The sequence below is a fragment of the Neisseria sp. RH3002v2g genome (genome assembly GCF_014596425.2).
GTDB lineage: Bacteria > Pseudomonadota > Gammaproteobacteria > Burkholderiales > Neisseriaceae > Neisseria.
Genome location: NZ_CP110721.1, coordinates 1,868,922 through 1,883,939 on the forward strand (window position 1 = coordinate 1,868,922; position 15,018 = coordinate 1,883,939).

14 protein-coding genes are annotated in these 15,018 nt (G+C 45.6%); 5 read left to right on the forward strand and 9 right to left on the reverse strand.

Annotated features, from left to right (window positions below; genetic code table 11):
* The first annotated feature begins 26 nt into the window (after positions 1 to 26).
* Complete coding sequence (locus BBP27_RS08795; protein ID WP_049323011.1) at positions 27 to 467, forward strand: surface-adhesin E family protein; 441 nt, start codon at positions 27 to 29, stop codon at positions 465 to 467.
* A 333-nt stretch (positions 468 to 800) separates the two neighbouring features.
* Here BBP27_RS08795 and BBP27_RS08800 read toward each other — a convergent pair whose 3' ends face one another.
* Both BBP27_RS08800 and purD read right to left on the reverse strand, forming a co-directional pair.
* On the reverse strand, positions 801 to 1,370 hold the full coding sequence (locus tag BBP27_RS08800) for an L-threonylcarbamoyladenylate synthase (RefSeq protein WP_188211361.1): 570 nt from the start codon (positions 1,368 to 1,370) through the stop codon (positions 801 to 803).
* A gap of 71 nt (positions 1,371 to 1,441) precedes the next feature.
* Positions 1,442 to 2,713, reverse strand: a complete 1,272-nt coding sequence (purD, locus tag BBP27_RS08805) for a phosphoribosylamine--glycine ligase (RefSeq protein ID WP_188211335.1) — start codon at positions 2,711 to 2,713, stop codon at positions 1,442 to 1,444.
* A 140-nt stretch (positions 2,714 to 2,853) separates the two neighbouring features.
* Here purD and BBP27_RS08810 point away from each other — a divergent pair, with 140 nt between their 5' ends.
* On the forward strand, positions 2,854 to 3,165 hold the full coding sequence (locus BBP27_RS08810) for a DUF4298 domain-containing protein (protein ID WP_049323009.1): 312 nt from the start codon (positions 2,854 to 2,856) through the stop codon (positions 3,163 to 3,165).
* Between the two features lie 54 nt (positions 3,166 to 3,219).
* On the opposite strand, the gene BBP27_RS08815 is transcribed toward BBP27_RS08810, so the two are convergent.
* The 5 genes from BBP27_RS08815 to BBP27_RS08835 all read right to left on the reverse strand — a co-directional run bounded on the left by BBP27_RS08815 (position 3,220) and on the right by BBP27_RS08835 (position 7,420).
* Positions 3,220 to 3,831 carry an IMPACT family protein gene (locus BBP27_RS08815; RefSeq protein WP_188211334.1) on the reverse strand — a complete coding sequence of 204 codons (612 nt, stop codon included), beginning with the start codon at positions 3,829 to 3,831 and terminating at the stop codon, positions 3,220 to 3,222.
* 61 nt (positions 3,832 to 3,892) lie between these two features.
* Entirely contained in the window at positions 3,893 to 4,825 is a 933-nt protein-coding gene (locus BBP27_RS08820) for an electron transfer flavoprotein subunit alpha/FixB family protein (protein WP_188211333.1), read from the reverse strand.
* Positions 4,826 to 4,835: 10 nt separating this feature from the next.
* Positions 4,836 to 5,585, reverse strand: coding sequence for an electron transfer flavoprotein subunit beta/FixA family protein (locus tag BBP27_RS08825; RefSeq protein ID WP_003686610.1), 750 nt, complete (start codon positions 5,583 to 5,585; stop codon positions 4,836 to 4,838).
* 184 nt (positions 5,586 to 5,769) lie between these two features.
* A complete protein-coding gene (waaC, locus tag BBP27_RS08830) occupies positions 5,770 to 6,738 on the reverse strand; it encodes a lipopolysaccharide heptosyltransferase I (RefSeq protein ID WP_188211332.1) in 969 nt (322 codons plus the stop codon).
* Positions 6,739 to 6,784: 46 nt separating this feature from the next.
* Positions 6,785 to 7,420, reverse strand: a complete 636-nt coding sequence (locus BBP27_RS08835) for a nicotinamidase (RefSeq protein WP_070624873.1) — start codon at positions 7,418 to 7,420, stop codon at positions 6,785 to 6,787.
* 170 nt (positions 7,421 to 7,590) lie between these two features.
* Between BBP27_RS08835 and tsaA the strand changes: the two genes are divergently transcribed.
* A complete protein-coding gene (gene tsaA, locus BBP27_RS08840; RefSeq protein ID WP_188211331.1) occupies positions 7,591 to 8,265 on the forward strand; it encodes a tRNA (N6-threonylcarbamoyladenosine(37)-N6)-methyltransferase TrmO in 675 nt (224 codons plus the stop codon).
* Between the two features lie 95 nt (positions 8,266 to 8,360).
* On the opposite strand, the gene gap is transcribed toward tsaA, so the two are convergent.
* Positions 8,361 to 9,365 carry a type I glyceraldehyde-3-phosphate dehydrogenase gene (gap, locus tag BBP27_RS08845; protein WP_003747744.1) on the reverse strand — a complete coding sequence of 335 codons (1,005 nt, stop codon included), beginning with the start codon at positions 9,363 to 9,365 and terminating at the stop codon, positions 8,361 to 8,363.
* 650 nt (positions 9,366 to 10,015) lie between these two features.
* On the opposite strand from gap, the gene lpxC reads away from it, so the two are divergent.
* Positions 10,016 to 10,930 (forward strand): UDP-3-O-acyl-N-acetylglucosamine deacetylase, encoded by a 915-nt coding sequence (gene lpxC / locus BBP27_RS08850; protein WP_049349184.1) that lies wholly within the window; start codon positions 10,016 to 10,018, stop codon positions 10,928 to 10,930.
* 237 nt (positions 10,931 to 11,167) lie between these two features.
* Here the strand turns inward: lpxC and ggt are convergent, their stop codons facing one another.
* A complete protein-coding gene (gene ggt / locus BBP27_RS08855; protein WP_188211330.1) occupies positions 11,168 to 12,937 on the reverse strand; it encodes a gamma-glutamyltransferase in 1,770 nt (589 codons plus the stop codon).
* Positions 12,938 to 13,419: 482 nt separating this feature from the next.
* Here ggt and gnd point away from each other — a divergent pair, with 482 nt between their 5' ends.
* Entirely contained in the window at positions 13,420 to 14,868 is a 1,449-nt protein-coding gene (gene gnd / locus BBP27_RS08860) for a decarboxylating NADP(+)-dependent phosphogluconate dehydrogenase (RefSeq protein ID WP_188211329.1), read from the forward strand.
* The last annotated feature ends 150 nt before the right edge of the window (positions 14,869 to 15,018 follow it).

Genomic DNA, 15,018 nt, shown 5'->3' on the forward strand with positions numbered 1-15,018 from the left:
TGACTTTCTGTAAATAATGAGGTTTTATGAATATCAAACGTTTTTCCCTAGCTGCAACCGTATTTGCGGCTTTGATGTTGAGTGCCTGTGAAACAACCACCACATCGAGCGGCGGTGGCAGCTGGACCAACATCGGCACCATCTCTGAAGGCAATATCAAAGTGGCCATTGATAAAAGCAGCATTAAAAGAAATGGCGCGCTGGTTACTTTCCGCGATAAAAAAACCGTTTCCAAACTGAAAGAGGAACGTTTCGTCAACACACCTGCCTATAAAACGGCTATCGGCAGCTGGGAAATTCATTGCTCAAACAAAACCTATCGCTTGGCAGCACTGCAACTGATGGACGAACACGGCCGGGTGATTTCCAACCAAAGCTATACACCGACCAGCATCCGCCCAATGAGCGTCATGAGCGGCACGATTACTGAAAAACAATACGAAACGGTGTGCGGACATAAGCTTTAATCCACACTTATTCACAAAGTTACCCACAGTTTAAATATTTAAAAGGCCGTCTGAATGCTTTGAATATCAAGTTTCAGACGGCCTTTTTATATTTTTATGGAAATTTATCTTCAAATTTATCCACAAATTTTGTTTATTCAAAAATAATTTATTACAGTGATTCATTTACGCTCAAAATTTGCTGCATTCTTTCATAAAATACTGCTTTATCCTCTAGACTACTATGTATCAAACTGAATCTGCGCTAAATGCTTTTCACATAGGTATTCCAATCTTTTGGAAAAAATTTGCTTCTCTAAATGAATACCTTTCCTTTGATAATACAACCCTTCTTTAACGCAGCCTTACTCCTGTTTCTCCGTCAATAATCTGGCTGGGCGTTTTCTGCTTACCTATCAATCCGCCTACAACCCATACTTTCCTGCCAAACTGTCTTCTGACTTCCCTTTCCGTTTTGCACGCCCGTTTGCCTGCGCGATTGCATGAAGTAGAGACTAAAGGCATTTCCAAAACCTGACACAAACGCCTTGCACCTGCATGCGCAGGAACCCTGACAGCCAATTTACTGCGTCTTTTCCCACGCAATGAGGGCAATACTTTTTTGCCGGCCGGCAATAAAAAAGTCTTCGGAGCCGGCCATGCTTCATGCAGCATGGTTTGGATATTTTCAGACGGCCTTTGCAGCAAAGGTTGCAACTGTTCCAAGCTATGGCCAATGACAATCATGCCTTTGTGTTGCGGTCGTTTTTTCAGATGAATCAGTTGATTGAGTGCTTTGGGCAAAGTAGGGATACAACCCAAGCCATAGCAAGACTCGGTAGGATAGGCGACCAAACCACCTTTTTTAAGATGCGCCTGCAACCTGCGTTGGGCTGCAGCCGATAAAACTCTAGGGAATATCATCATATACCAAAGCCGTCTGAAACTGCGATTGTCGGACAATCTGTGTTCAGACGGCCTATTTCTATTCATTATTAACGGTTGATGGCTTTATCGGCAATGTCTTTACGGTATTGCATACCGTCAAAACGGATGGTTTCCAATGCCTCATAAGCCTTGCTTTTAGCTTGTGCAACATCATCGCCCAAACCGACGACACACAACACTCGGCCGCCGTTGGTTACCACTTCGCCTTTTTCATTCGTTGCAGTACCGGCATGGAAAACTTTACCAATTTGATTAGCCTTATCCAAGCCGGAGATCACATCGCCTTTTTTCGGAGAGTCAGGATAGTTTTGTGCGGCCAACACCACGCCTACGGCAGTCTGCGGATTCCATTCGGCGGTAACACTATCCAGTTTGCCGTCGATTGCCGCTTCAACCAAATCCACCAAATCGCTATTCAAACGGCTCATAATCGGCTGGGTTTCAGGGTCACCGAAACGGCAGTTAAATTCGATGGTATAAGGCGCACCATTTTTATCAATCATCAAGCCCGCATATAAAAAGCCGGTAAATTCATGACCTTCTGCTTTCATACCGGCCACAGTCGGCAAAATAATTTCATTCATCGCACGCTCGTACACATCAGGCGTTACCACCGGAGCAGGGCTGTATGCACCCATACCGCCGGTATTAGGGCCTTTGTCGTCATCCAACAGACGTTTATGGTCTTGACTGGTCGCCATCGGCAAAACATGATTGCCGTCCACCATAACGATAAAGCTTGCTTCCTCGCCTTGCAGGAAATCTTCAATCACGACGCGCGCGCCTGCATTACCCATTTTGTTACCCAACAACATATCGTCAATAGCGGCATGGGCTTCATCCAAAGTCATGGCAACAATCACGCCCTTACCGGCAGCCAAACCATCCGCTTTAATAACAATCGGCGCACCTTTTCGGTTGACGTAATCATGTGCTGCATCGGCATTTTCAAAGGTTTGGTATTGCGCGGTTGGAATGTTATATTTTGCCATAAACGCTTTAGCAAAATCCTTTGAGCTCTCCAGCTGGGCCGCATATTGAGTCGGGCCAAAAATCTTCAATCCGGCAGCACGGAAGTCATTGACCACACCTGCAGCCAAAGGCGCTTCAGGACCGACTACGGTAAAGGCAATATTTTCATTACGGCAAAAATCAATCAAATCTTGATGCGCCGTTAATGCGATATTCTGAAGTTTAGGTTCAATTGCCGTTCCGGCATTACCAGGTGCAACAAAGACAGTTTCTACTTTAGACGACTGTGCCAATTTCCAAGCCAGTGCGTGTTCACGTCCACCATTACCAATAACGAGCAATTTCATACCGTCTCCTTGAAGAATAGATGTTGTCAATTAAATTCAATCGATGGAATTATTGTTCCATCTTGTATAGCTGTTTCAAATTAAGAATAATATTGCACCAAGACAACCATACTCTAATTTCAAACAACGAAAGGAAAATCATGCAAAAGCGTATTGACGAAATTCAAAGCAAATACCGCGAATGGTGCGAATTACTGCCTCAACTAGAGGCAGATATCGCCCGCTGGAAACATGCTGCAAGCCTCATGCAGGACATGGATGAATTCTATACCAACGAATACCAAACGTGTCATCAAGCCATTGAAGAAGGTGCAGATGTTGATTTGCGTACACAGGGCGAATACAGCATTATGAGCGAAGATGCCCTATGGAACGCACTGGGGGAATTTCATCAACTGGCTTGGGAACACTTGCGCTCAAGCGTAAATGCTTTAGACAGATACCAAGGCTAAAACATCAAAGGCCGTCTGAAACTTTTGATTGATCAAATATGTTCAGACGACCTTTTATTCAAACGGCTTCTCAGTATTTACTTCAATTTGGCGCGTATTTTTCCAGGCGGCAATACAGGCTTCATAATCGGCCAGCGCTATTTTTACTGTCAACTTACAATCCAGCTGCAAATCCTGTTCCACAATATCGGCCTGATATTGTTTGGCAATCCGTATCGCCTCATTCAAAACAGGATATTCACATTTCAACCAAACCGTTTTTTCAACATTTTTTTCAACAACTTCAGCTATCGCCAGTGCCTGAGCCGTTGATTCCTTATAGGCATGAATCAAACCGGGAACGCCTAATAGCGTACCGCCAAAATAACGCACAACCACAACCAACACATCCGTTACGCCGACAGAATCAATCTGCCCCAGAATAGGGCGGCCAGCACTCCCGGACGGTTCTCCATCATCATTTGCGCGAAACTGCATTCCATCCACACCCAATCGGTAGGCGTAGCACCAATGTCGTGCTTTGTGATGCTCTTCCTTTAATGGGTCGAGATATTTCTTCACATCAGCCAACGTGCGGATCGGATAGGCATATGCGATGAAGCGGCTGCCTTTATCTTTAAATTCAGTCTGTGTCGGTGTGGTAATGGTTTTATAGGTCGTAATCATGCCGAAATATTTTCAGACGGCCTTTTATAACAAAGGCCGTCTGAACGTTTCACGTGAAACATTAGTTTTTCAGTGCTTCTGTCAGTTGAGGCACAACTTCAAACAAATCACCAACCAAGCCGTAGTCTGCCACATTGAAAATAGGCGCATCAGCATCTTTGTTGATGGCAACAATTACTTTACTGTCTTGCATACCGGCAACGTGTTGGATAGCACCGGAAATACCGATAGCGAAGTACAGTTGCGGCGCAACCACTTTACCGGTTTGACCCACTTGGGCATCGTTTGGCGCATACTCGGCATCCACTGCCGCACGGGATGCACCAATCGCCGCACCCAAAACATCAGCCAAAGGAGTCAACACTTCATTGAATTTTTCAGCACTGCCCAATGCACGGCCACCGGAAACAATCACTTTTGCCTGAGTCAATTCAGGGCGGTCAGATTGGGAAAGTTGACGGTTTACGAAACGGCTCAGGTTTTGAGCAGGTGTTGCCTCAACATTAACCACTTCTGCATTACCGCCTTGTCCGGCAGCATCAAATGCTGTCGCACGGAAAGTCAGCACCAGTTTTTCAGAATTGGATTGAACGGTTTCAAATGCATTACCGGCATAAATCGGACGGACAAATGTCGAGTTATCCACAACTTCGGTTAAATCCGAAACTTGTGGCACATCCAACAGGGCAGCTACTCGGGGCAACAGATTTTTACCAAACGCAGTTGCAGTCGCAGCCACATAGCGGTAATCCGCAGCCAGTTTAACAACCAAAGGCGCCAATTCTTCTGCCAAACCTTCAGCGTAATAGGGCGCATCGGCTACCAAAACTTTCGCTACGCCGGCAACCTGTTTTACCTCTTCAACCACCGCAGCAGCATTACTGCCGGCAACCAATAAATCTACATTGCCTAATTTGGCGGCAGCCGTTACCGCATGCAAAGTGGCAGGATTCAAATGTTGGTTATTATGTTCCGCGATAATCAATACGCTCATTTCATACTCCTTAGATCACTTTGGCTTCGTTTTTCAGCTTTTCAACCAACTCGGCAACATCAGCCACTTTCACACCGGCTTGACGTGCTTTAGGTTCGGCAAATTTCACGGTATTTAAACGCGGAGAAATATCCACAGCCAAATCGGCAGGACTTAATTTTTCCAAAGGTTTTTTCTTTGCCGCCATGATATTAGGAAGTTTGACAAAGCGTGGTTCGTTCAAACGCAAATCCGCACTGATCACCGCAGGCAGCTTCAACGCAACAGTTTCTTCGCCGCCGTCAATTTCGCGGGTTACCAATGCTTCTTCGCCTTCAATTTGCACTTTTGATGCAAAAGTACCTTGAGCCGCATTCAACAACGCAGCCAGCATTTGGGCAACTTGGTTGGCATCATCGTCAATTGCCTGTTTGCCCAGCAGTAAAATTTGCGGATTTTCTTTATCCGCAACAGCTTTCAGCAATTTTGCAACGGCTAAAGGCTCCAACTTCGCATCAGTCTCAACATGAACCGCACGGTCGGCACCCATCGCCAAAGCAGTACGCAACGTCTCTTCGCATTTTTTCTCGCCAAGAGAAACAGCAACAATCTCGCTTACTTTTCCGGCTTCTTTCAAACGGACAGCTTCTTCTACCGCAATTTCATCAAACGGGTTCATCGACATTTTGACATTACCGATATCCACATCGGAACCATCGGCTTTCACACGAACTTTGACGTTATAGTCCACTACGCGCTTTACTGCGACCAGTGCTTTCATTCAATTCTCCTAAAAAGAATGTCCATCAAATCAAGCATACTGCTTTTGATACATTCTTTATATAAAATCCAATTTAGTTTTCACCAACATGACAAAACCAAACTTATATAAATCTTGGCAAATAGAGCGGAATTATATCATTTCTAAAGCATTTACTCAGAAAATAAATACAACTCCCCAGCAATTATTTACCGTATGCTGCAACACAATCCATCAAGGTTTGATAGACCTCGTCAACATTGGGAATTTGAGCAATACCGCCTAAATTTTTCGCATAAGCCGAAACTTGAACGCCGGTCTTAGCCGGATCTGTATCTGTATAAATTCCTACAACAGGCTTTTCCAACGCATTGGCAAGATGCAGCAATCCGGTATCTACGCCAATAATACCTACTGCGTTTTTCAATAAAAATGCGGCCTGTAATAAATTCATTTTGTCGCAGACGAAAGCAAACGGTAAATCGCTTGCAATCTGTTCGGCACGCATTTTTTCGGTTTCATTTCCCCACGGCAGATATACGGTGCATTGTTGTTCTTCATTCAACTTTTTCAATAATGCACGCCAGTGTTCTATAGGCCATAATTTACTGTCGCGACTGGTTGCATGTAAAGCAACGTAATAGGGGGATTGCACATTTTTCAGACGGCCTGATTCAGGAACCGACAAACCAAATACCTGCGTTTCAGGCATTGTATAACCAAAAACTTGGGCGAATAACTCACGGTTTCGCCAAACCGCATTTTTACCTTTCGGCACGGCAAATGTTTTACCGTATGCAAGGGCAGCCAAACTTTCACGCGCGCTGTGTTTATCCAAACCGTAAGTAGGGGATTTCGCCATTTTGGCAAAGCATGCGCTTTTAATCAGTCCCTGACTATCTAAAACAAAATCAAAAGATTCAGCCTGTAAATCCGTTTTCAGACGGCCTATTTCACGCCACGTTTCAGCCTGCAAAAGGTGTTTGTGCCATTGCCGCCATTTCATTACATGAACTTTTTTGACAAAAGGATGTAAGCGGGCAATATCTGCAAACCCTGCCTCACACAGCCAATGGAGCTCTACCTCAGGACATTGTCGCGCCAAATCTTCAACTGCGGGCAACGTATGAATTAAATCGCCCATACTGGACAAGCGGACAAGTAAAATCTTCATATTTTGAAAGATGTTTCACGTGAAACAATAGGATTTAAAATATATTTTATTGATTATTAATGTATTTTTTTATTTCTTCGGCGTTTTCTAAAACAACTGCTCCGGCGGAACGCATTTCCTGCCATGCGGATTCAACCGTTTCCGGAGCAATGCCGCGACAAGCCGCCTGATTGACGATGACTTTCCAAGCCCCGCCTTTAAGCAACTGTAAAACTGTTGTCTTCACACAATAATCCGTTGCCAAACCGCCGACAATAACTGTATCTGCATTTTGACAGCGCAACCATTCGATCAAACCTGTACTGAGCTTTTCTTCAATATCGTGAAAACATGCGCCGTAAGGATGCAATTCAGGATCAACGCCTTTCCAAACGCAATAATCGTATTCTTTAGCTGAAGGCAGGCCATCCAACAATTCATAGCCATATGTTCCAACCATCGCATGCGCCACCCAAGTCAAATCCGCATCGGGCAAACCCGTCGGTTTCAACATATCAACAGGATTATCCACAAGCCATTTTGCTGCGGCATGATGTGCATCTTTCGTCATCACGCGCAAATCCGCCAATGCAGCTTGGGCATTGAGTTCATCCGCAATCAGATGACCTTCGGCAACAGGCAATTCTTTCGGGCACAAAGGTGTAAACGTTTTTTGTGCATCTACATCGATAGAAACAATCATGGATTAATATAACCTATTGATTTTATTTTAAATAATTTAAATTTTGCATTTATTGCCAATGTTCGGACATTTGGAATAAATGCTTTGTATTATAACAAATTACGACTGCAAAATGTGGGAAAACATCTGTGATATGATGACAATTTGCACAGTATATTTATCCACAAATTATGTCCTATTCGATTACGCCTATTGCAACCGTTCATTCCCCCTACAAGCAAAAATTCGGCATTGCCCGCCAACCCGGTTTGGTTCCTGCAGCAGAAATTTGCATTGAACTCTCTCCTGAATTTACCGCAGACAGCGTTCGGGGATTGGAAGATTTCGACTACGTGTGGATAAGTTTTATTTTCCACGCCGTATTGGATGAAGGTTGGGCGCAAATGGTGCGTCCGCCACGGCTTGGAGGCAAACAAAAAATGGGCGTATTTGCCACGCGCAGCCCGCACCGCCCCAATCATCTCGGCTTATCCCTGCTGAAACTCGAACGCATCGAAACAGGCAAACCTGTCCACATTTATTGCAGCGGCGCAGACCTGTTGGACGGTACTCCGGTAGTGGATATCAAACCCTACATCCCGTTTGTCGAATCCAAACCAGACGCATCATCGGGCTTTGTCAGCGGCAAACCTGAAGAATTGAGCGTAGTCTGGGCAGAAAGTACGCTTGCGGAACATTTATCCACAGAAGAAAAACATCTTATTGAGCAAAGCATTGCCCAAGATCCCCGTCCTGCCTACCAAGATATTCCCGAACGGATTTATGTAATGAATATTGCGGATTATGAAGTGCAGTTTAGGATAGAAAACAAATGTGCCACAGTGATTAAACTATCCAAAATCTGATTACAAATTGAATCTTTCTACAAACAAAAGGCCGTCTGAAATGTTCAGACGGCCTTTGAGTTATCCACAGACTGATTGATTCAGCCTGTTATCCTTTAGATTTTGCTGGCAAAGAATTCCAAGGTACGAACCAATTGGCAAGTGTAAGACATTTCATTGTCGTACCAAGCAACGGTTTTCACCAATTGTTTGTCGCCTACGGTCATCACGCGGGTTTGAGTGGCATCGAAGAGTGAGCCGTATTCAATACCGATGACGTCGGAAGAAACGATTTGATCTTCAGTGTAACCGTAAGACTCGCTGGCGGCAGCTTTCATCGCAGCATTGATTTCTTCTTTGGTCACAGGACGCTCAAGAACAGAAACCAGTTCGGTCAAAGAGCCGGTAGCTACGGGAACGCGTTGGGCAGAACCATCAAGTTTACCGTTCAATTCAGGGATAACCAAGCCGATGGCTTTAGCGGCACCGGTGCTGTTCGGTACGATATTCAAGGCAGCGGCACGGGCGCGGCGGAAGTCGCCTTTGCGGTGTGGCGCATCAAGGGTGTTTTGGTCGCCGGTATAGGCGTGGATGGTGGTCATCAAACCTTCGACAATACCGAATTCTTTTTGCAATACCGCAGCCATAGGAGCCAGGCAGTTAGTCGTACAAGAAGCAGCAGAGATGACAGTTTCGCTGCCGTCCAAAATATCTTGGTTTACGCCGTATACAACGGTTTTCACATCATTGCCGCCGGGAGCCGAAATCACAACTTTGCGCGCACCGGCACGGATATGGGCTTCCGCTTTGGTTTTATTGGTAAAGAAACCGGTACATTCGAGGACGACGTCCACACCCAGCTCGCCCCAAGGCAATTCTTCAGGATTAGGATTGGCAAATACTTTGATTTCTTTGCCGTTAACAACGATAGCATCGTCTTTCAACTCGGCAGAGCCTTCAAAGCGGCCTTGGGTACTGTCGTATTTGAAGAGGTGCAACAACATGTCGGCAGGAGTCAAGTCGTTAACAGCAACGACTTCGATACCTTGGGCTTTTTCAATTTGACGCAATGCCAGACGACCGATACGGCCAAAACCATTAATCGCTACTTTAATACTCATTTTGCTACTCCTATTAGATGGAATGGGAAAAATTTCTCAGTGAGGCCATTGTATCCTGAAATAAAATTACTTTCTAGAATTACATGTAATTACTTTTAAAATGTTTGATTTAAATAAATAAAACGTGAAATTCTTGCTTGTAGGAAAATATCGTATTTGTCTAAATAATCCTGGTTTTTGGTATTTTATTTCATGAATTTCATTTTTTCATCTTAGTTTTTTTATAAGTTTATGATTTTCATAAATTTAGTTCTATTTTTCTGTATTTTGCCGTTTTTGTGCTGATAGCACAGTCCTTTCTTCAAATCATAGTATTTAAATTTTTAAAACGATGATTTTGATGATGGTCCTAATCCTTTGTGGATAACAGAATATTTTTCTTTAAAACCAATCCAATAATCACTTTTTATCTTTGAGGCAAACCCCAACTGAATGTCGGAATAAAAAAGGATAAAATCTTAGTTTCTCTATTTACCTGTGGATAAAAACTAAATTACCCACTTCAATTTCACACGCCCTTGTGGATAATTCAAAACGTGAAGTTCATCCCTGCAAAACGTCCATATTGGCAAATACTATTAAAAATGATGGCTTGTTTTTTCCTTTTTAACGTATCATTTGACCATCAGACTTTTTAAAAGGAAGCAATTATGCTGCAACGGACTTTAGCCAAATCAGTAAGCGTTACCGGCGTTGGCCTGCATTCGGGCGAAAGGGTCGCTCTGACTTTGCATCCTGCCGAAGAAAACAGCGGTATTTCGTTCCGCCGTACTGATTTGAGTGGAGAAATGGGCGAAGTCATCCAATTGAATCCTTATTTGATCAACGATACCCGCCTCTCTTCAACCATCGTTACCGATAAAGGCGTGCGCATCGGTACGATTGAACACATTATGTCGGCTCTGTCTGCCTACGGCATCGACAATGCCTTGATTGAATTGAACGCGCCTGAAATTCCGATTATGGACGGCTCCAGCCTGCCGTTTATTTACCTTTTACAAGATGCAGGCGTTGTCGATCAAAAAGCCCAAAAACGTTTTTTAAGAATCCTCAAACCCGTTGAAATCAAAGAAACCGGCAAATGGGTGCGCTTTACGCCTTACGACGGCTTTAAAGTTACTTTAACCATCGAATTCGACCATCCTGTATTCAATCGCAGCGCACCTACTTTTGAGATTGATTTTGCAGGAAAATCCTATATCGATGAAATTGCCCGCGCCCGTACCTTCGGCTTTATGCACGAAGTGGAAATGATGCGTGCCCATAATCTCGGACTGGGCGGCAATTTGAACAACGCTATCGTGATTGACGACATGGACGTTTTGAATCCGGAAGGTTTGCGCTATCCCGATGAATTTGTCCGCCACAAAATCCTGGATGCCATCGGCGATTTGTACATTGTCGGCCATCCGATTATCGGCGCATTTGAAGGTTACAAATCAGGTCATGCCATCAATAATGCGCTGTTACGTGCCGTTTTGGCAGACGAAACGGCTTACGAATGGGTTGAGTTTGCTGATGACGAAGAATTGCCCACCGCTTTTCACGAGCTGCCGGCAGCCTGATAAAAAATAGATAAAGCATTCCAATGAGAAGGCCGTCTGAAAGGTTCAGACGGCCTAAATCATATTATTTTCCACAATTAATTATCCACATATTCATTCTTTTTATCTTATTGAAAAATAAAAATATTAAAATTTAACGTTATTCTTATACACATCTTATCCATATTTTTTCCCAAACTAAAAGGCCGTCTGAACAACTAGGTTTCAGACGGCCTTTTTCATGTCAAACCGACAAAATCAATCGCCCATGACCTTGCCTTCGCGACGCGGGTCGGCGCCGCCGAGCAAACCGTCTTTGCCGATCACAATGCCTTGTACGCCGGAATTCAAATCGCGGATTTGGACTTTGTAGCCCAGTTTTTCCAATGCAGGCGCTTTGTCCGCCGCTGCGGTTTTTTCTTCGATTTCATACTGGCTGCCGCGATTGAGCATATTCGGCAGAGAGATTGCCGCCTGAATGTCCATGCCCCAATCGATATGCGCCACCAGCGTTTTGGCGACGAAACCGATAATGCGGCTGCCGCCGGGCGAACCGACTGCCAGATAAGGCTTGCCGTCTTTCATTACAATGGTCGGCGCCATCGAAGAACGCGGCCGCTTGCCGCCCGCCACGCTGTTGGCTACCGTTTTACCGTCTGCGCCGACAGGGTTGAAAGCAAAATCGGTCAATTCATTGTTGAGCAGATAGCCGTTTGCCATTAGTCCCGAGCCAAACGCGTTTTCAATCGAAGTCGTCATCGACACGACGTTGCCGTCTTTATCCACAACCACCAAATGGCTGGTGGACGGCAGCTCGACCGCCATGCCCTGCGCGTATGCCTTGCCGAACTTGCCTGCCTGAATAGTTTCCAATGCCTTGTCAGCCTTGCGGATTTCTTCGGCGCGCGGTTTCAAATAAGCCTGAGAAATCAGGGCACGGGTCGGAACATTCACAAACTTGGGATCGCCTACATAATAATCACGGTCGGCAAACGCAATCCGCGACGCATCGCCTATCCAGCGCCAACTGTGGATATTTTCCGATCCCAACGCCTTCATATCCTGATTTTGCAATACGCCCAAAATCTGCCCCAAAGCGATTGCGCCGGAACTTGGCGCGCCCATGCCGCAAACTTCATATTCACGATACGGCGCACAAACCGGCTTACGCTCGATAACTTGATAGTTTTTCAAATCCGCCATGCTGATTTTGCCAGGATTATCCACAGCACCGGTAACGGCACGAACAATATTCTGCGCCTGCGCGCCCTGATAAAACGGCGCGCTGCCTTTTTCCGCCAACAGGCGTACGGAACGCGCAAATTCAGGGTTTTTCAACACCGTTCCCGCTGCCAAAGGCTTGCCGTCGGGCAGGAAATACGCGGCGGTTTGCGGATAACGTTTCAAAGACTCAAGATTCTGCTCGATGGATTTCGCCATGCGTGGTGAAACGGTAAAGCCTTGTTCCGCCAAAGCAATCGGTTTGTCAAACAGGCTTGCCCACGGCAATTTGCCGTAACGCTTATGGACATCTTCCAGCAGCTTCGGAATCCCCGGCACACCGACCGAACGGCCGCCAACAACAGCTTTCATAAAGCCCATCGGTTTGCCGTTTTCATCCAAAAAAAGCGCCGGCGTTGCCGCTTTCGGCGCCGTTTCTCGGGCATCAAACGTCGTCAGTTTTTTCGCCTTATTGTCCCAATACACCAGAAACGCGCCGCCGCCCAAACCGGAAGACTGCGGCTCGGTCAGCCCCAAGGTCGTCTGCATGGCGATCATCGCATCTATCGCGCTGCCGCCGCGTTTCAAAACCTCGTATCCCGCCTCGGTCGCCAACGGATTGGCAGACGCCGCCATATAATGCTTGGCGCGGATCAATTTTTGCTCGGTCAGCCCCGTTCCTTGTTCCGGCGCATGGTTATCCACAGATACGGAGGGCAGGGCAACTTGAGGCTTTTGAACCGGCTGTTGCGCACAAGCAGCCAAGACCAAAATAGATAACAATTTAATACTAAAGGAAAATTTCATATTCACTCCATTAATTTAAATATTTTCAGACGGCCTTTTCCCAACTTGAACAAGAGGAAATATGAAAATATTCAGAAATAAAAAACCATTTGACTATTTCCCTACTCAATCAGTTCCGATTGGAGAAGTATAAAAAAGCTAGGATTGTGCACAGGCGAAAATTTATCCACAGAATGAAGCAGCAGAAAATTTTTACCCACATATGCAAACAAGACCGGCCATACTTTATCCTCATCAAAAAATATCAGCTAAGTATTTGAAAATTTGTTTTAATCAAAGTTATCAACAAGGTGTGGCAACACTCAATATCATCTTCTATTTATTATTTAAAATCTTATTTATAGTTTGTTTTCCCAAAGGCAAAGGCCGTCTGAAACGTAAAGGCATCTTTTCAAAAAATTAAAAAGTTAAGGATTGTTAAAAACGTGTAAATCAGCTAGAGTTACGCTTGATAAAATTAATCAATAACGGAGTTTCACGAAATGAAAGGCGACATTGGCGTAATCGGCCTTGCCGTAATGGGGCAAAACCTGATTCTCAACATGAACGACAACGGCTTTAAAGTTGTCGCATACAACCGTACGACCAGCAAAGTAGATGATTTTTTAAACGGCGCAGCCAAAAATACCAATATTATCGGCGCATATTCACTGCAAGATCTGGTTGATAAATTAGAAAAACCACGCAAAATCATGATGATGGTACGCGCTGGTTCTGTCGTGGACGATTTTATCGAACAACTTGTTCCGCTTTTGGACGAAGGCGACATCATTATTGACGGCGGCAACGCCAACTATCCTGATTCCACCCGCCGTACGCACGAGCTGGCGGCAAAAGGCATCCGCTTTATCGGCGCGGGCGTTTCCGGCGGCGAAGAAGGCGCGCGTCACGGCCCGTCCATCATGCCCGGCGGCGACGAAGCCGCATGGCCTGCCGTCAAACCGATTTTCCAAGCCATCTCCGCCAAAACCCCGCAAGGCGAACCCTGCTGCGACTGGGTCGGCCGCGACGGCGCGGGCCATTTCGTCAAAATGGTGCACAACGGCATCGAATACGGCGATATGCAGTTGATTTGCGAAGCCTACCAATTCATGAAAGACGGCTTAGGCCTGTCTTATGACGAAATGCACCAAATCTTCAACGAGTGGAATAAAACCGAGCTGGATTCCTACCTGATTGAAATCACCGCCGCGATTTTGGGCTATAAAGATGAAAACGGCGAACCTTTGGTCGAAAAAATCCTTGATACTGCCGGTCAAAAAGGCACGGGCAAATGGACCGGCATTAACGCCCTCGATTTGGGTATTCCGCTGACACTGATTTCCGAAGCCGTGTTTGCACGTTGCGTTTCTGCGTTCAAAGACCAACGCGTCCAAGCAAACAGCCTGTTTGGTAAAACTATTACCCCGATTGAAGGCGACAAAGCCGCATGGGTGGATGCGTTGCGCCAAGCCCTGTTGGCATCCAAAATCATCTCTTATGCACAAGGCTTTATGTTGATCCGCGAAGCCAGTGAAAACAACGATTGGGCATTGAATTACGGCAACACCGCCCTCTTGTGGCGCGAAGGCTGCATTATCCGCAGCGCCTTCTTGGGCAACATCCGCGACGCATACGAAGCCAATCCTGATTTGGTCTTCTTGGGTTCCGATCCTTATTTCAAAGGCGTATTGGAAACCTGTCTGCCTGCATGGCGTAAAGTGGTGGCCAAAGCGATCGAGTGCGGTATTCCGATGCCTTGCATGGCTTCCGCCATTACCTTCCTTGACGGCTACACTTCTGAGCGTCTGCCGGCCAATCTGCTGCAAGCGCAACGCGACTACTTCGGCGCGCACACCTACGAGCGTACCGATAAACCGCGCGGTGAATTCTTCCACACCAACTGGACAGGTAAGGGCGGCGATACCGCTTCAACCACATACGATATTTAATTTGCCTGGACAAACAAAAGGCCGTCTGAGTATTTCAGACGGCCTTTTTATAGGGTTATCCACAATGAAGAATGAAACGATTTAAAGTATTTGATAGATAACTTTATGAAATAAATAAAGATTAATAAAGGCCGTCTGAATATCTCAGAC